20 protein-coding genes are annotated in these 14,347 nt (G+C 58.6%); 10 read left to right on the top strand and 10 right to left on the bottom strand.

Annotated features, from left to right (window positions below; all coding sequences use genetic code 11):
• Nucleotides 1-111 precede the first annotated feature (111 nt).
• The 5 genes from MHH62_RS11465 to MHH62_RS11445 are packed head-to-tail and all read left to right on the top strand — an operon-like array spanning nucleotide 112 to nucleotide 3,871.
• Nucleotides 112-507, top strand: coding sequence for a hypothetical protein (locus tag MHH62_RS11465; protein WP_003188570.1), 396 nt, complete (start codon nucleotides 112-114; stop codon nucleotides 505-507).
• A complete protein-coding gene (locus MHH62_RS11460; RefSeq protein ID WP_020301266.1) occupies nucleotides 500-1,876 on the top strand; it encodes a class II fumarate hydratase in 1,377 nt (458 codons plus the stop codon). Before MHH62_RS11465 ends, MHH62_RS11460 begins: the two co-directional genes overlap by 8 nt.
• Nucleotides 1,877-1,903: 27 nt before the next feature.
• Nucleotides 1,904-2,332 carry a hypothetical protein gene (locus MHH62_RS11455; RefSeq protein ID WP_014716928.1) on the top strand — a complete coding sequence of 143 codons (429 nt, stop codon included), beginning with the start codon at nucleotides 1,904-1,906 and terminating at the stop codon, nucleotides 2,330-2,332.
• A gap of 1 nt (nucleotide 2,333) precedes the next feature.
• Complete coding sequence (locus MHH62_RS11450) at nucleotides 2,334-2,945, top strand: superoxide dismutase (RefSeq protein ID WP_014716929.1); 612 nt, start codon at nucleotides 2,334-2,336, stop codon at nucleotides 2,943-2,945.
• A gap of 32 nt (nucleotides 2,946-2,977) precedes the next feature.
• The gene (locus tag MHH62_RS11445) at nucleotides 2,978-3,871 is read left to right on the top strand and encodes a ZIP family metal transporter (RefSeq protein WP_014716930.1); all 894 of its coding nucleotides are present in this window, start codon (nucleotides 2,978-2,980) and stop codon (nucleotides 3,869-3,871) included.
• Between the two features lie 113 nt (nucleotides 3,872-3,984).
• Here MHH62_RS11445 and MHH62_RS11440 read toward each other — a convergent pair whose 3' ends face one another.
• From MHH62_RS11440 to MHH62_RS11395, 10 genes are all read right to left on the bottom strand, one after another.
• On the bottom strand, nucleotides 3,985-4,257 hold the full coding sequence (locus MHH62_RS11440; protein ID WP_014716931.1) for an HPr family phosphocarrier protein: 273 nt from the start codon (nucleotides 4,255-4,257) through the stop codon (nucleotides 3,985-3,987).
• Nucleotides 4,258-4,273: 16 nt separating this feature from the next.
• Nucleotides 4,274-5,131: an RNase adapter RapZ gene (gene rapZ, locus MHH62_RS11435; protein WP_019816957.1), complete on the bottom strand. Its 858-nt coding sequence runs from the start codon at nucleotides 5,129-5,131 to the stop codon at nucleotides 4,274-4,276.
• A 2-nt stretch (nucleotides 5,132-5,133) separates the two neighbouring features.
• Nucleotides 5,134-5,598: a PTS IIA-like nitrogen regulatory protein PtsN gene (gene ptsN, locus MHH62_RS11430; protein WP_014716933.1), complete on the bottom strand. Its 465-nt coding sequence runs from the start codon at nucleotides 5,596-5,598 to the stop codon at nucleotides 5,134-5,136.
• 10 nt (nucleotides 5,599-5,608) lie between these two features.
• A complete protein-coding gene (raiA, locus tag MHH62_RS11425; RefSeq protein WP_003171804.1) occupies nucleotides 5,609-5,914 on the bottom strand; it encodes a ribosome-associated translation inhibitor RaiA in 306 nt (101 codons plus the stop codon).
• Nucleotides 5,915-5,989: 75 nt separating this feature from the next.
• Complete coding sequence (locus MHH62_RS11420; RefSeq protein ID WP_014716935.1) at nucleotides 5,990-7,483, bottom strand: RNA polymerase factor sigma-54; 1,494 nt, start codon at nucleotides 7,481-7,483, stop codon at nucleotides 5,990-5,992.
• Nucleotides 7,484-7,667: 184 nt separating this feature from the next.
• The gene (lptB, locus tag MHH62_RS11415; protein ID WP_003188582.1) at nucleotides 7,668-8,393 is read right to left on the bottom strand and encodes an LPS export ABC transporter ATP-binding protein; all 726 of its coding nucleotides are present in this window, start codon (nucleotides 8,391-8,393) and stop codon (nucleotides 7,668-7,670) included.
• Nucleotides 8,393-8,926, bottom strand: coding sequence for a lipopolysaccharide transport periplasmic protein LptA (gene lptA / locus MHH62_RS11410; RefSeq protein ID WP_020301264.1), 534 nt, complete (start codon nucleotides 8,924-8,926; stop codon nucleotides 8,393-8,395). Before lptA ends, lptB begins: the two co-directional genes overlap by 1 nt.
• Complete coding sequence (gene lptC / locus MHH62_RS11405; protein ID WP_014716937.1) at nucleotides 8,913-9,485, bottom strand: LPS export ABC transporter periplasmic protein LptC; 573 nt, start codon at nucleotides 9,483-9,485, stop codon at nucleotides 8,913-8,915. Before lptC ends, lptA begins: the two co-directional genes overlap by 14 nt.
• A gap of 8 nt (nucleotides 9,486-9,493) precedes the next feature.
• On the bottom strand, nucleotides 9,494-10,018 hold the full coding sequence (locus MHH62_RS11400) for an HAD family hydrolase (RefSeq protein WP_014716938.1): 525 nt from the start codon (nucleotides 10,016-10,018) through the stop codon (nucleotides 9,494-9,496).
• Complete coding sequence (locus tag MHH62_RS11395; RefSeq protein WP_014716939.1) at nucleotides 10,019-10,993, bottom strand: KpsF/GutQ family sugar-phosphate isomerase; 975 nt, start codon at nucleotides 10,991-10,993, stop codon at nucleotides 10,019-10,021.
• Between the two features lie 310 nt (nucleotides 10,994-11,303).
• Here MHH62_RS11395 and MHH62_RS11390 point away from each other — a divergent pair, with 310 nt between their 5' ends.
• The 5 genes from MHH62_RS11390 to MHH62_RS11370 are packed head-to-tail and all read left to right on the top strand — an operon-like array spanning nucleotide 11,304 to nucleotide 14,338.
• The gene (locus MHH62_RS11390; protein ID WP_003188590.1) at nucleotides 11,304-12,113 is read left to right on the top strand and encodes an ATP-binding cassette domain-containing protein; all 810 of its coding nucleotides are present in this window, start codon (nucleotides 11,304-11,306) and stop codon (nucleotides 12,111-12,113) included.
• Nucleotides 12,113-12,910: a lipid asymmetry maintenance ABC transporter permease subunit MlaE gene (mlaE, locus tag MHH62_RS11385; RefSeq protein WP_003188592.1), complete on the top strand. Its 798-nt coding sequence runs from the start codon at nucleotides 12,113-12,115 to the stop codon at nucleotides 12,908-12,910. The genes MHH62_RS11390 and mlaE overlap by 1 nt, the downstream gene beginning before the upstream one ends.
• Entirely contained in the window at nucleotides 12,910-13,377 is a 468-nt protein-coding gene (gene mlaD / locus MHH62_RS11380) for an outer membrane lipid asymmetry maintenance protein MlaD (RefSeq protein ID WP_003188593.1), read from the top strand. Before mlaE ends, mlaD begins: the two co-directional genes overlap by 1 nt.
• A gap of 11 nt (nucleotides 13,378-13,388) precedes the next feature.
• Nucleotides 13,389-14,036 carry an ABC transporter substrate-binding protein gene (locus tag MHH62_RS11375; protein WP_014716940.1) on the top strand — a complete coding sequence of 216 codons (648 nt, stop codon included), beginning with the start codon at nucleotides 13,389-13,391 and terminating at the stop codon, nucleotides 14,034-14,036.
• Nucleotides 14,033-14,338: an STAS domain-containing protein gene (locus MHH62_RS11370; RefSeq protein WP_003188596.1), complete on the top strand. Its 306-nt coding sequence runs from the start codon at nucleotides 14,033-14,035 to the stop codon at nucleotides 14,336-14,338. The genes MHH62_RS11375 and MHH62_RS11370 overlap by 4 nt, the downstream gene beginning before the upstream one ends.
• The last annotated feature ends 9 nt before the right edge of the window (nucleotides 14,339-14,347 follow it).

Here is a 14,347-nt window from a genome sequence, read left to right as displayed (position 1 = left end):
AGATGGCGCGCCTTTTTTATTGCGCCTCTTTTGACAGGATTAATGGGCCACTCTTGTTTTGATTCTCAATATCATTTAATAATAAATATCATTACTGAATGAGTGTGTCTCATGAGTTCTGTCTTGCATGAGGATCCCTATCTGGAAAGCTGGCGTTGGATGAGCCGCCAGATTCGCTGTGGCCTGGATCCCAATGAACCCCGCCTGATTGAGCATTACCTGAACGAAGGTCGGTACCTGGCGTGTTGCACCGCAACCCATCCGTGGACCATCGCTGAAACCTCATTTCGTTTGTTGATCGACACCGCCGCTGATGTCGCCTTGCCCTGGCATTGGCGCTCTCTGTGCCTGGACCAGGCCTGGCGACCACTGCGCGACCTGGAAAAACTCTCCCACTGTGCCTGCCGCCTCAAGCGCTGGCAGACCTTTGCCTGGCAATTGGCGAGCTGCGAATTACTGCCTTCGATTTCCGTTTCTGACTTGGTGCAAGGATCTAATGATGAGTAACACCCGTATCGAACGCGACAGCATGGGCGAACTGCATGTGCCGCAAGAAGCTTTGTATGGCGCACAAACACAGCGTGCGGTGAACAACTTTCCGATCAGTCATCAACCCATGCCGGCGCAATTCATCCGCGCGCTGATCCTGGCCAAGACAGCCGCGGCCAAGGTCAACGTCGACCTCAAGCAAATCAGCGAAGGGCAGGGCAAGGCTATTGTCGATGCTGCCCAAGGATTGCTGGAAGGCGACTACATGCAGCACTTCCCGGTGGATATCTTCCAGACCGGCTCCGGCACCAGCTCCAACATGAACGCCAATGAAGTGATCGCGACCCTTGCCAGCCGTTTGCTGGGCGAGGCGGTCAACCCCAACGATCATGTGAATTGCGGCCAGAGCAGCAACGACATCATCCCCACCACCATTCACGTCAGTGCTGCGTTGGTGCTGCACGAGCAAACGTTGCCGGCCCTGCTGCATCTGGTGCAGGTCATCGAGCAAAAAGCCGAGGCGGTTCACCCGTTCATCAAGACCGGCCGCACGCATTTGATGGACGCCATGCCGGTGCGCATGAGCCAGGTGTTGAACGGCTGGGCGCAGCAGCTCAAGGCCAATATCGGTCACTTGCAGGACCTGCTTCCGGCGCTGCAAGCATTGGCTCAGGGCGGCACGGCGGTCGGTACCGGGATCAATGCGCACCCCGAGTTTGCCGGGCGTTTCAGCCAGCAACTGAGCCTGTTGACCGGAGTGAAGTTCACACCCGGCAAGAACCTGTTTGCGCTGATTGGCTCCCAGGACACCGCCGTTGCGGTCTCTGGTCAGTTGAAAGCCACGGCGGTGTCGCTGATGAAGATCGCCAATGACCTGCGCTGGATGAACTCCGGGCCATTGGCCGGCCTGGGTGAAATCGAACTGGAGGCGCTGCAGCCGGGCTCGTCGATCATGCCGGGCAAGGTCAACCCGGTCATCCCGGAAGCGACCGCCATGGTGGCCGCCCAGGTTATCGGCAATGACACAGTGATCACGGTGGCCGGTCAGTCGGGCAATTTCGAGCTGAATGTGATGCTGCCGATCATTGCCCAAAACCTGCTCAGCAGCCTGGAGTTGCTGGCCAATGCCAGCCGGTTGCTGGCGGACAAGGCCATTGCCAGCTTCAAGGTCAACGAACCCAAGCTCAAGGAAGCGCTGTCACGCAATCCGATCCTGGTCACCGCACTTAACCCGATCATCGGCTACCAGAAAGCCGCTGAAATCGCCAAGAAGGCGTATCAGCAAGGCCGCCCGGTGATCGATGTCGCCCTCGAACACACCGACCTGCCTCGCAGCCAACTGGAAGTCCTGCTGGACCCGGAAAAGCTCACCGCCGGCGGCGTGTAATCAACGACCCCGCTTTGGAGGCTCACCATGGAGCACTGGAAACGCACGATCGAACGGGCCAATCGCTGCTTTATGGCAGGCGAGTTGGTTGACGCTCGCGAGGCCTATCTGCAAGCCCTGGCCCTGGCCCAAGTGTTGTTCGAACGCTGGGCGGATGCTGACGAAGCAGTGGCGGCTTGCGTCATTTCCCATCACAACCTGGCGGACCTGCACTTGCGCCTGAACCAGCCTGAGGAAAGCGCGGAATACCTCTGCGCTATCCATCAGCGCCTCTTACAGACCATGCAGAACCCGCGACTCAGCCCGTCACTGCGCGAGGCCGCGCTGCGCCAAAGCAGCAAGACCTACGTCGAGCTGCTGAATTTCATCAGCGATCACGGCGAATACCCACGCACTCATCGGCTGCTGGGCAGTGCTGCGACGCCAACGTCCACGTCCCACTATGGAGCACATTGATATGACCTATACCTTGCCGGCCTTGCCTTACGCCTACGACGCCCTCGAGCCGCATATCGACGCGCAAACCATGGAAATTCACTACACCAAGCACCACCAGACCTACATCAATAACCTCAATGCTGCGGTCGAGGGGACTGAGTTCGCCGGCTGGCCGGTGGAGAAGCTGGTGTCCAGCGTCCAAACATTGCCGGAGAAATTACGCGCTGCTGTGGTCAACCAAGGAGGCGGGCATGCGAACCACTCGTTGTTCTGGGCAGTCATGTCACCGACAGGGGGCGGCAAACCCGAGGGCGCGCTGGGCAAGGCTATCGACGAGCAATTGGGTGGTTTCGACAGCTTCAAGGAGGCGTTCACCAAGGCGGCCTTGACGCGATTCGGCAGCGGTTGGGCCTGGCTGAGCGTTACGCCACAAAAAACGCTGGTGGTGGAAAGCAGCGGCAACCAGGACAGCCCGCTGATGAGCGGCAATACGCCGGTGCTGGGCCTGGACGTCTGGGAGCACGCTTACTACCTGCAATATCAAAACCGACGACCGGAGTACATCAATGCATTCTATAGCGTCATCAACTGGCCGGAGGTTGCCGCGCGCTATCAGGCCGCTTTGGCCTGACATTCACTCCATAACAAGATCTAAGGCCGACTATGGGCACTCAAACACTGGCGATCGGTAGCGTGCGAATGTTTCGTTATGCGTTTGGCACGCTGCTGCTATTGGCAGGTACTGCATTATTGGTGGCCCATGGGCTGGCCTGGTTGAACCTGGAACCGCGCATACTGCGTGCTTTGCAGGGTGGGGCGATCTGCGCGCTTGGCACGGCGCTGGGCGCGGTGCCGGTGTTGGTGATTCGGCGCATGCCGATGGCGCTTAGCGACACCCTGCTGGGCTTTGGTGCCGGTGTGATGCTGGCGGCGACTGCGTTTTCTCTGGTGGTACCGGGCATCGCCGCCGCCGAAAGCCTGGGACTTTCACCTTGGGGCGCCAGTGGCTTGATCAGCTTCGGCATCATGCTCGGGGCGTTCGGCCTGTACCTCGTAGACCGCAAGGTTTCTGGCGCCAGCCCGGAAATGCTGGTGGGTACACCGGATAAACCGGTTATCCCGCCGCGTATTTGGTTGTTCGTGTTTGCCATCATTGCGCACAACATTCCGGAAGGCATGGCTGTGGGGGTTTCTGCGGGCGGAGGCATGGCGGATGCCGACAGCCTCGCCATGGGCATTGCCCTGCAGGATGTGCCTGAAGGGCTGGTGATTGCGCTGGTATTGGCTGGGGCGGGAATGTCGCGGATCAAAGCCTTTTTGATTGGCGCTGCATCAGGCTTGGTTGAGCCGGTATTTGCGGTGCTCTGTGCATGGCTGGTGAGCCTTGCCGAAGTGTTGTTGCCGCTGGGTTTGGCGTTGGCCGCCGGGGCAATGTTGCTGGTCGTGACTCATGAAGTCATCCCCGAGTCGCGCCGCAATGGCCATGAAAATCTCGCCAGCCTTGGGCTGTGCCTCGGGTTTTGCCTGATGATGGTGATGGATACGGCGTTAGGCTGAGGGTGGTTCCCTGTAGGAGGGAGCCTGCTCGCAAAAAAAACTGAGAGCACTGCGTTAACCAGGATGCCCGCGTTATCGTTGACGTTTTTCGCGAGCAAGCTCCTACAGTAGGGTTATTCGCCTTCGTCGAAGTAGTTGTTGATCAACGCGACCAGTGCGGCCATTGCTTCGTCTTCTTGCTCGCCTTCGGTGCGCAGATGGATTTTGGTGCCTTTGCCGGCCGCCAACATCATCATCGCCATGATGCTTTTGCCATCGACCATGGACTCTGGCGTACGCCCAGCACGGATCTGGCAGGGGAACTGCCCGGCCACGCCGACGAATTTAGCCGACGCCCGGGCGTGCAAGCCCAGCTTGTTGATGATTTCAATTTCCAGAGCAGGCATCGCGCAGGTGTTCCTTTCAACTCAGGTCGCGGTGGCGAACCTGGACGTTCTTGAGGGTTTGTTGCAGCACCTGGCCCAGCCGTTCAGTCAAATAGACCGAGCGGTGGTGGCCGCCGGTGCAGCCAATGGCAATGGTGACATAGGCTCGATTGCTGGCGGCAAAGCGCGGCAACCATTTGAGCAGGTAGCTGGAGATGTCCTGGAACATCTCTTCCACATCCGGTTGTGCGGCCAGGTAGTCGATCACAGGCTGATCCAGCCCGGACTGATCGCGCAACTCCGGCTTCCAGTAAGGGTTGGGCAGGCAGCGCACATCGAACACTAGGTCGGCATCTACCGGCATGCCGCGCTTGAAGCCAAATGACTCGACCAGAAACGCCGTCCCCGGCTCAGGCTGGTTCAGCAGGCGCAGCTTGATCGCGTCGCGCAACTGATACAGGTTCAGATTGGTGGTGTTGATCTTCAGGTCGGCCAGGTCAATGATCGGCCCGAGCAGCTTGGTCTCGTCCTCGATGGCTTCGGCCAGGGAGCGGTTGGCGCTGCTGAGGGGGTGGCGTCGACGGGTTTCGGAGAACCGCTTGAGCAAGGTCTCTTCGTCGGCATCCAGGTACAGCACATCGCAATGAATGTGCTTGGCACGCACTTCTTCCAACAGTTCCGGGAACCGCGAGAGGTGGCTAGGCAGGTTGCGCGCATCAATCGAGACCGCCACCAGCGGCTGCGCCAATTCGGTATGGATCAGTGCGCGTTCCGCCAGCTCTGGCAGCAGGCCGGCGGGCAGGTTGTCGATGCAATAGAAGCCGTTGTCCTCAAGCACATTGAGGGCGGTGCTCTTACCCGAGCCGGAGCGACCGCTGACGATGATCAAACGCATGATTACTGCCCGTTTTGTTCATCCAGGACAACTTGGTACAACGCTTCATTGCTGGAGGCGCTGCGCAGTTTGTCGCGTACATCCTTGCGGTCCAGCATGCTGGCGATCTGCCGGAGCAGTTCCAGGTGCGCATCGGTGGCGGCTTCCGGGACCAGCAGCACGAAGAGCAGGTCGACCGGGGCGCCGTCGATGGCGTCGAAATCAATGGGGTGATCCAAGTGCAGCAAGGCGCTCACAGGTGTTTCACAGCCTTTGAGGCGGCAGTGCGGAATGGCGATGCCGTTGCCAAAACCGGTGGAACCGAGTTTTTCACGGGCAATCAACGCTTCGAAGACATCTTGCATCTCCAGATCCGGCACTTCGCGTGCGATCAGGTTCGCAATTTGTTCGAGGGCTTTTTTCTTGCTGCCGCCCGGCACGTTCACGAGGGAACGGCCGGGGGTCAGGATGGTTTCAAGTCGGATCATGGGGGGAGAGTTAACGACCTGTACCTTGCATCAGGTGCAGATTCTTTTCCTTATGCTTTATGAGTTGGCGGTCGAGCTTGTCGTAGAGGGAGTCAATTGCCGCGTACATGTCTTCATGTTCCGCATTGGCGACGAGCTTGGCATTCGGTACGTGCAGGGTGGCCTCGATTTTCTGCTTGAGCTTATCGACCTCCATGATGACCTGCACGTTGGTGATCTTGTCAAAATGTCCCGCAAGCTTGTTCAGTTTGCTCTCGGTGTATTCACGCAGGGGCTTGGTGACTTCCAGCTGGTGTCCACTGATGTTGACTTGCATACAGCTTCTCCTTCGTTGCCAGTGCATAAAGCGGTGGGCAGGAATACCCACCACTGGAACGCTGTGGCCCGCCCGTCACATCAAACGCTTACGCTCGCTGGATGGCGCGATCCCTAGGGACTCGCGGTACTTGGCGACGGTTCGACGGGCGACCTGAATGCCTTGTGCCTCCAGTAAACCAGCGATCTTGCTGTCACTCAACGGCTTTTTCTGATTTTCAGCGGCAACCAGTTTTTTGATGATCGCGCGGATCGCCGTGGACGAGCATTCACCGCCTTCAGAGGTGCTGACGTGGCTGGAGAAAAAGTATTTCAGCTCATAAATACCCCGTGGGGTGTGCATGAATTTCTGCGTGGTAACCCGGGAAATCGTCGATTCATGCATGCCGACGGCTTCGGCGATGTCGTGCAGCACCAGAGGCTTCATGGCCTCGTCGCCGTACTCCAGGAAACCGCGCTGGTGTTCGACGATCTGGGTTGCGACTTTCATCAGGGTTTCGTTGCGGCTTTGCAGGCTCTTGATGAACCACCGCGCTTCCTGCAACTGGTTGCGCATGAAGGTGTTATCGGCGCTGGTGTCGGCGCGGCGCACAAAACCTGCGTATTGCGGGTTGACCCGCAGGCGCGGTACCGACTCCTGGTTCAGCTCCACCAGCCAACGTTCGTTGTCCTTGCGCACGATGACGTCGGGCACTACGTATTCGGCTTCGCTGGATTCGATCTGCGAGCCTGGGCGCGGGTTGAGGCTTTGCACCAGCTCGATGACCTGGCGCAAGTCATCTTCCTTGAGCTTCATACGGCGCATCAGTTGGCTGTAGTCGCGACTGCCCAGCAGGTCGATGTAGTCACTGACCAGGCGTTGCGCTTCGGTGAGCCATGGGGTCTTGGCCGGCAATTGGCGCAGTTGCAGCAACAGGCACTCGCTGAGTGTGCGGGCACCAATGCCGGCGGGCTCGAATTGCTGGATGCGGTGCAGGACGGCTTCGATTTCGTCCAGTTCGATATCCAGTTCCGGGTCGAAGGCCTCAAGGATCTCCTCGAGGGTTTCGTCCAGGTAGCCCTGGTTGTTGATGCAGTCGATCAGGGTGACCGCGATCAGGCGATCGGTATCGGACATCGGCGCCAGGTTCAGTTGCCACAACAGGTGGCTCTGCAGGCTCTCGCCCACCGACGTACGGGTGGTGAAGTCCCACTCGTCATCATCGTTGCTCGGCAGGCTGCTGGCGCTGGTCTGGTAGACGTCTTCCCACGCGGTATCCACGGGAAGCTCGTTGGGAATGCGTTCGTTCCAGTCGCCTTCCTCCAGGTTGTCCACCGTCGGGGCGGTTTCCTGATAGGAGGGTTCCTGCACGTCGGGATTGGGTTTTTGCTCGATGTTGTCGGCCAGCGGGTCTGCATTATCGAAGTCGTCGCCTTCTTCCTGGCGTTCGAGCATCGGATTGGACTCCAGGGCCTCCTGGATTTCCTGTTGCAGGTCCAGGGTCGACAATTGGAGCAGGCGGATGGCCTGTTGCAGCTGCGGTGTCATCGTCAGCTGCTGGCCCATTCTCAGGACTAGCGATGGTTTCATGGCAGGGGCTTAACACCTTATTCGCCGGCGCAATGCGCCATCCACGACAGGGCGCGGGAGCGCCAAACATAAGCAAATTATATGCCTGATCTCGGGGCCTTTGCCTAGAGCGCGGTAACAATAAAAAAACCGAGGTTTCCATTGACTCCCGCGCGCTCCAGGGAAAAGCGCGATACCCCTGTGTTTACAGGCGGAACTCGTGACCCAGGTACACTTCCTTCACCAGCTCGTTAGCCAGGATAGTCTCGGCATCGCCTTCGGCAATCAGCTGACCATCGTTGACGATATACGCTGTTTCGCAGATATCGAGGGTTTCGCGCACGTTGTGGTCGGTGATCAGCACGCCAATGCCCTTGGCCTTGAGGTGATGGATGATCTGCTTGATGTCACCCACCGAAATCGGGTCGACACCGGCAAAGGGTTCATCCAGCAGGATGAATTTCGGCGCGGTCGCCAGGGCGCGGGCGATTTCCACGCGGCGGCGCTCACCACCGGACAGGCTCATGCCGAGGTTGTCGCGAATATGGTTGATGTGGAATTCCTGCAGCAGGCTTTCCAGCTCCTGGCGGCGGCCATCGCGATCGAGTTCCTTGCGGGTCTCGAGAATCGCCATGATGTTATCGGCTACCGACAGTTTGCGGAAGATCGACGCTTCCTGGGGAAGATAGCCAATACCTGCCCGTGCACGACCGTGCATGGGTTGATGGCTGACATCCAGGTCGTCGATCAATACACGACCCTGGTCTGCCTGGACCAGCCCGACGATCATATAGAAGCAAGTGGTTTTGCCGGCACCGTTGGGGCCGAGCAAACCGACGATCTGGCCGCTGTCGATCGACAGGCTGACGTCGCGTACCACCTGGCGGCTTTTATAGGCCTTGGCCAGATGCTGGGCTTTCAGGGTTGCCATTACTCGGCCTTCTTCTTCGGCTGGATAACCATGTCGATGCGCGGGCGCGGTGCAGTGACCTTGGAGCCGTTGGCGCGACCGGCGTTGGCGATCTGCTTGACGGTGTCATAGGTGATCTTTTCACCTTCGGTCGAGTTGCCGTCTGGGCTCAGTACCTTGGCCTGGTCGATCAACACGATACGATTCTGCTGGGCGTGATACTGGATAGTCTTGCCGTAGCCTTTCATCGGGCCGGTGTCGGTAGCGGACTGCTTCTGCTCGAAATAAGCCAGGTTGCCCACCGACGTCACCACGTCAATGTCGCCTGTCTGGGTGCGCGTCAGAGTCACCGTGTTGCCGGTGATCTTCATCGAGCCCTGGGTGATGATCACGCCGCCTGTATAGGTGGCAACACCTTTCTTGTCATCGAGCTGTGCATCGTCAGCCGAAATATGGATCGGTTGCTGGCTATCGTTCGGCAGAGCCCAGGCGCTCACGCTTCCCAGTGCTGCGCCCAGACCGAGCAAAATAGGGAGGGTTTTAACGAGCCTCATACTGTCCTCTTACGTTCGATAGCAGGTGTATCCTGCTTTCTTTCAAATACGCTTTCATTCCCTTGCCAGTCGATACACCGCCAGCGCCGTCGATTCTAACGTCTTGCTCGGTCTGCGCATATTGCTTCTGTGGGAATACGGTCATGCGACTGCTGGTAATGATGGTGTCGCGGTTCTGCGCGTCTGTACGTGCGACGCGAACCGAGTCGATCAGTTCAACTTCGGTGCCATCCGGGTTGACCTCGCCACGCTTGCTGGTGACGTGCCAGGGAAATTCGGTGCCGCGATACAGGTTCAGGTCCGGATTGGTCAGCAGGCTGACTTCGGAAGCCTTCAAGTGCTCGACCTTGTCCGATGTCATCTCATACTGCACCTTGCCGTCAGGCAGGTACTGAATGCTGTAGGCATTGGTGGCGTAATAGTCGATAAGACCTTCGTCAACCTGCGCAACAGGCTTGTCGAGGAAGCGCTCCGGGCTGATATTCCAGTAGCCCACCGCCAGGAGCAGCGCGGCGATGACCCCGAATAACAGGAAGTTGCGAATCTTTTTGCTCAGCATATAACGCTCTATAGGTAGGCGGCGTGGGCCGCTTCAAGGCTGCCCTGGGCACGCAGGATCAACTCGCAGAACTCGCGGGCGGCACCTTCGCCGCCACGGGCGGTGGTGATGCCATGGGCGTGTTCGCGGACAAACGCCGCGGCATTCGCGACGGCCATGCCCAGGCCCACCCGGCGAATCACCGGCAGGTCTGGCAGGTCGTCGCCCAGATAGGCGACCTGTTCATAGCTTAGGTTGAGTTGGCCAAGAAGCTCGTCCAGCACCACCAGTTTATCCTCGCGGCCCTGATACAGGTGAGGAATACCGAGGTTTTGTGCGCGGCGTTCCACAACCGGTGTTTTTCGACCGCTGATAATTGCGGTTTGCACGCCCGCTGCCATCAGCATTTTGATGCCTTGGCCATCGAGGGTGTTGAAGGTCTTGAATTCGCTGCCGTCTTCGAGGAAGTACAGGCGGCCATCCGTCAGCACGCCGTCAACGTCGAAAATCGCCAGTTTGATGTTTTTACCGCGTTGCATCAGGTCGCTGATCATTTACATCACTCCTGCGCGCAGCAAGTCGCCTAGGTTTAGGGCCCCGATCGGCCGATCATCGTGGTCGACCACGATCAGTGCGCCTATCCGGTGGTCTTCCATGATTTTCAACGCTTCAGCCGCGAGCATTTCGGCGCGGGCGGTCTTGCCGTGAGGGGTCATCACGGCGTCGATGGTCGCGGTATGGATATCAATGGTGCGGTCAAGGGTACGACGCAGGTCGCCGTCGGTGAATATCCCGGCCAGCCGGCCATCGGTTTCGACGATGGCGGTCATGCCCAAGCCCTTGCGGGTCATTTCCATCAGCGCATCCCGAAGCAGAGTGCCGCGTGGAACGCTCGGCAGCTCGGCGCCGCGATGCATGACATTTTCCACTTTCAGCAGCAGGCGACGGCCCAGTGCGCCACCCGGATGTGAAAATGCGAAGTCCTCGGCCGTAAACCCGCGAGCCTCCAGCAATGCCACCGCCAGGGCATCGCCCATTACCAGCGCGGCGGTGGTGGAGGAGGTGGGCGCCAGATTCAGTGGGCAGGCTTCGTGGGTCACGTGCACGTTCAGGTTGACGTCGGCAGCCTTGGCCAACGTTGACTCAGGGTTACCTGTGAGGCTGATCATCTGGATGCCCAGGCGCTTGATCAGCGGCAACAGGGTCACGATTTCGTTGGTGGTGCCGGAGTTGGACAGCGCCAAAATCACGTCATCCTTGGTGATCATGCCCATGTCGCCGTGGCTGGCTTCGGCCGGGTGCACGAAAAACGCAGTGGTCCCCGTGCTCGCCAAGGTCGCCGCGATCTTGTTGCCAATGTGGCCGGACTTGCCCATGCCGACCACCACAACGCGGCCCTTGCTGGCCAGAATCATCTCGCAGGCGCGCACGAAATCCGCGTCGATATGCGCCAGCAAGCCCTCTACGGCTTCAAGCTCAAGGCGTATGGTGCGTTGTGCGGATTGAATAAGGTCGCTGGATTGGCTCATGTCTGAAATCGTATAGCCTGACGAAAAGTCGGCGATTATAGCGGTAATGATCGATTCCCTCACGCAAGTTCGTCAGGCTTTGTGCGCGGGATAACTGAAAACCACCGTGGGCAACATAGCAAGCAACGTTTTTTCCCTGTCTCAAATCTGAACCAGCGCTGTTCCGGCCTTGGGCGCTCTGTACCAGCAGTGATATAGTTCGCCGCCAGTTCGGTCCGCCCAACCCATGTGCTCAACTATTGCGCATCTGTTGAAAACCAAAGTCGCACACATGGTGTCTGAGTGAAAGGCTGCATCCCAAGGAGATTAGATGAGTGCCGATAACGCCTACGCGGTCGAGCTGAAGGGTCTTACCTTCAAGCGCGGGACGCGCAGCATCTTCAATAACGTCGATATTCGCATTCCTCGCGGCAAGGTCACGGGCATCATGGGGCCTTCCGGTTGCGGCAAGACCACCCTGTTGCGCCTGATGGGCATGCAATTGCGCCCCAGTGCCGGGGAAGTGTGGGTCAACGGCCAGAACCTGCCGACTCTGTCACGCAGCGATCTGTTCGATGCGCGCAAGCATATGGGCGTGCTATTCCAGAGCGGCGCGCTGTTTACCGACCTCGATGTGTTCGAAAACGTGGCCTTCCCGCTGCGGGTGCACACCCAGCTGTCCGATGAAATGATTCGTGACATCGTGTTGCTGAAGCTGCAGGCCGTAGGCCTTCGCGGCGCCATCGACCTGATGCCGGACGAGTTGTCCGGTGGCATGAAGCGCCGTGTCGCCCTGGCGCGGGCCATTGCCCTCGACCCACAGATCCTCATGTATGACGAGCCATTCGTGGGGCAGGACCCGATCGCCATGGGCGTGTTGGTGCGCCTGATCCGCCTGCTCAACGATGCACTGGGAATCACCAGTATCGTGGTCTCCCACGACCTGGCCGAAACCGCGAGCATTGCCGACTATCTGTATGTAGTCGGTGATGGCCAGGTGCTGGGGCAGGGTACGCCTGAAGAGTTGATGAACGCCGATAACCCGCGCATTCGCCAATTCATGACCGGCAACCCCGATGGCCCGGTGCCTTTTCACTTTCCGGCGGCGGACTACCGCTCAGATCTTCTGGGGAAGCGCTGATGCGCAAGACATCTCTTATCGAGAAGGTTCGCCTTTTCGGTCGTTCGGGCATCGACATCGTCGAAGTGCTGGGGCGTTCGACCATTTTCCTGTTTCACGCCTTGCTGGGGCGCGGCGGCATCGGCGGCGGCTTTGGCCTGCTGGTCAAGCAACTGCACTCGGTGGGGGTGATGTCCCTGGTGATCATCGTGGTCTCCGGCGTGTTCATCGGCATGGTGCTGGCCCTGCAGGGTTTCAATATCCTGTCCAGCTACGGCTCGGAGCAGGCGGTAGGGCAGATGGTGGCCCTGACCCTGTTGCGTGAGCTTGGCCCGGTGGTCACCGCCTTGTTGTTCGCTGGGCGTGCGGGCTCGGCGTTGACCGCTGAAATCGGCAATATGAAGTCCACCGAGCAGCTGTCCAGCCTGGAAATGATCGGCGTGGACCCGCTCAAGTACATCGTTGCCCCGCGCCTGTGGGCCGGCTTCATTTCCCTGCCACTGCTGGCAATGATCTTCAGCGTGGTGGGTATCTGGGGTGGTTCGTGGGTGGCGGTTGACTGGCTGGGGGTCTACGACGGCTCCTACTGGGCCAACATGCAAAACAGCGTGACCTTCACCGGTGACGTGCTCAACGGCATTATAAAGAGCATCGTCTTTGCCTTTGTGGTGACCTGGATTGCCGTATTCCAAGGCTATGACTGTGAGCCCACTTCAGAGGGGATCAGCCGTGCCACCACCAAGACCGTTGTGTACGCCTCGTTGGCGGTACTGGGCCTTGACTTCATTTTGACCGCCTTGATGTTTGGAGATTTCTGATGCAAAACCGCACTGTGGAAATCGGTGTCGGCCTTTTCTTGCTGGCTGGCATCCTGGCTTTACTGTTGTTGGCCCTGCGAGTCAGCGGCCTGTCGGCCAGCCCTACCGCCGATACCTATAAACTTTACGCGTACTTCGACAATATCGCCGGTTTGACGGTCAGATCCAAAGTGACCATGGCCGGTGTCACCATCGGCAAAGTCACGGCAATCGATCTGGATCGCGACAGCTTTACCGGTCGGGTGACGATGCAACTGGACAAGAAGGTAGATAATCTGCCAACTGACTCCACGGCATCTATCCTCACTGCGGGTTTGCTGGGCGAGAAGTACATCGGGGTCAGCGTGGGCGGGGAAACAGCCCTGCTCAAGGATGGTTCGACCATCCACGACACACAGTCGTCGCTGGTGCTTGAAGACCTGATCGGAAAATTTTTGCTCAATACGGTCAATAAAGACGCCAAATGAGGAATCTGTTCATGATCTCTACCTTGCGACGTGGCCTGCTGGTACTGCTTGCAGCATTGCCGATGATGGCCAACGCGGCAGGTTCTGCCCACGATTTGGTGCAGGACACCACCAGCAAAATGCTGGCTGACCTCAAGGCTAATAAAGAACAGTACAAGCAAGACCCTTCCAAGTTCTACAACGCGCTCAACACAATCGTTGGCCCTGTGGTCGATGCTGAAGGCATCTCCAAAAGCATCATGACGGTCAAGTATTCGCGCAAGGCTACGCCTGCGCAGATGCAGACGTTCCAGGAAAACTTCAAGAAGGGTCTGTTCCAGTTCTACGGCAACGCTCTGCTGGAATACAACAACCAGGGCATTATCGTTGATGCGCCCAAGGACGAGTCGGGCGACCGTGCTGAAGTCGGGATGAAAGTCTCCGGCAGCAATGGCGCCGTGTACCCTGTGTCCTACACCCTGACGAAGATCAACGGTGAGTGGAAGCTGCGTAACGTGATCATCAACGGTATCAACATCGGCAAGCTGTTCCGTGATCAGTTCGCCGACGCGATGCAGCGCAATGGCAACGATCTGGACAAGACCATCAACGGTTGGGCCGGTGAAGTGGCCAAGGCCAAGGAAGAAACCGACAAAGCTGCCGGGAAGCCTGCGCAATGACCGAGTCGGCTGTTCGTATCGGCGACGCCGGCGAGCTGTTCCTCAGCGGCGTGCTGGATTACCGCACCGGGCCTGACCTGCGCAAGCAGGGCCAGGCGCTGATCAAGGCCAGCAAAGCGCCAGAGCTGGTGCTTGATTGCTCGGCGGTGACCAAGTCCAGCAGCGTCGGCCTGTCGTTGTTGCTGTGCTTCATGCGTGATGCCGAGGCGGCGAAAAAACCGGTCAGTATCCGTGCGTTGCCGGAAGACATGCGCGAAATTGCCGAAGTTTCCGGTTTGACCGAGCTACTGGCGCATCCTTAATACACATTG

The organism is Pseudomonas sp. FSL L8-0168, from assembly GCF_037976155.1.
In the GTDB taxonomy this organism is placed as follows: domain Bacteria; phylum Pseudomonadota; class Gammaproteobacteria; order Pseudomonadales; family Pseudomonadaceae; genus Aquipseudomonas; species Aquipseudomonas paracarnis.
The sequence above is the reverse complement of the archived record's forward strand: the minus strand, read 5'-3'. Positions and strand labels throughout refer to the sequence as shown.

Excerpts from the sequence above, each read along its gene's own strand:
- MHH62_RS11465 (WP_003188570.1), top strand. The coding sequence starts at position 112 with ATGAGTTCTGTCTTGCATGAGGATCCCTATCTGGAAAGCTGGCGTTGG.
- MHH62_RS11460 (WP_020301266.1), top strand. The coding sequence starts at position 500 with ATGAGTAACACCCGTATCGAACGCGACAGCATGGGCGAACTGCATGTG.
- MHH62_RS11455 (WP_014716928.1), top strand. The coding sequence starts at position 1,904 with ATGGAGCACTGGAAACGCACGATCGAACGGGCCAATCGCTGCTTTATG.
- MHH62_RS11450 (WP_014716929.1), top strand. The coding sequence starts at position 2,334 with ATGACCTATACCTTGCCGGCCTTGCCTTACGCCTACGACGCCCTCGAG.
- MHH62_RS11445 (WP_014716930.1), top strand. The coding sequence starts at position 2,978 with ATGGGCACTCAAACACTGGCGATCGGTAGCGTGCGAATGTTTCGTTAT.
- MHH62_RS11440 (WP_014716931.1), bottom strand. The coding sequence starts at position 4,257 with ATGCCTGCTCTGGAAATTGAAATCATCAACAAGCTGGGCTTGCACGCC.
- rapZ (WP_019816957.1), bottom strand. The coding sequence starts at position 5,131 with ATGCGTTTGATCATCGTCAGCGGTCGCTCCGGCTCGGGTAAGAGCACC.
- ptsN (WP_014716933.1), bottom strand. The coding sequence starts at position 5,598 with ATGATCCGACTTGAAACCATCCTGACCCCCGGCCGTTCCCTCGTGAAC.
- raiA (WP_003171804.1), bottom strand. The coding sequence starts at position 5,914 with ATGCAAGTCAACATCAGTGGACACCAGCTGGAAGTCACCAAGCCCCTG.
- MHH62_RS11420 (WP_014716935.1), bottom strand. The coding sequence starts at position 7,483 with ATGAAACCATCGCTAGTCCTGAGAATGGGCCAGCAGCTGACGATGACA.
- lptB (WP_003188582.1), bottom strand. The coding sequence starts at position 8,393 with ATGGCAACCCTGAAAGCCCAGCATCTGGCCAAGGCCTATAAAAGCCGC.
- lptA (WP_020301264.1), bottom strand. The coding sequence starts at position 8,926 with ATGAGGCTCGTTAAAACCCTCCCTATTTTGCTCGGTCTGGGCGCAGCA.
- lptC (WP_014716937.1), bottom strand. The coding sequence starts at position 9,485 with ATGCTGAGCAAAAAGATTCGCAACTTCCTGTTATTCGGGGTCATCGCC.
- MHH62_RS11400 (WP_014716938.1), bottom strand. The coding sequence starts at position 10,018 with ATGATCAGCGACCTGATGCAACGCGGTAAAAACATCAAACTGGCGATT.
- MHH62_RS11395 (WP_014716939.1), bottom strand. The coding sequence starts at position 10,993 with ATGAGCCAATCCAGCGACCTTATTCAATCCGCACAACGCACCATACGC.
- MHH62_RS11390 (WP_003188590.1), top strand. The coding sequence starts at position 11,304 with ATGAGTGCCGATAACGCCTACGCGGTCGAGCTGAAGGGTCTTACCTTC.
- mlaE (WP_003188592.1), top strand. The coding sequence starts at position 12,113 with ATGCGCAAGACATCTCTTATCGAGAAGGTTCGCCTTTTCGGTCGTTCG.
- mlaD (WP_003188593.1), top strand. The coding sequence starts at position 12,910 with ATGCAAAACCGCACTGTGGAAATCGGTGTCGGCCTTTTCTTGCTGGCT.
- MHH62_RS11375 (WP_014716940.1), top strand. The coding sequence starts at position 13,389 with ATGATCTCTACCTTGCGACGTGGCCTGCTGGTACTGCTTGCAGCATTG.
- MHH62_RS11370 (WP_003188596.1), top strand. The coding sequence starts at position 14,033 with ATGACCGAGTCGGCTGTTCGTATCGGCGACGCCGGCGAGCTGTTCCTC.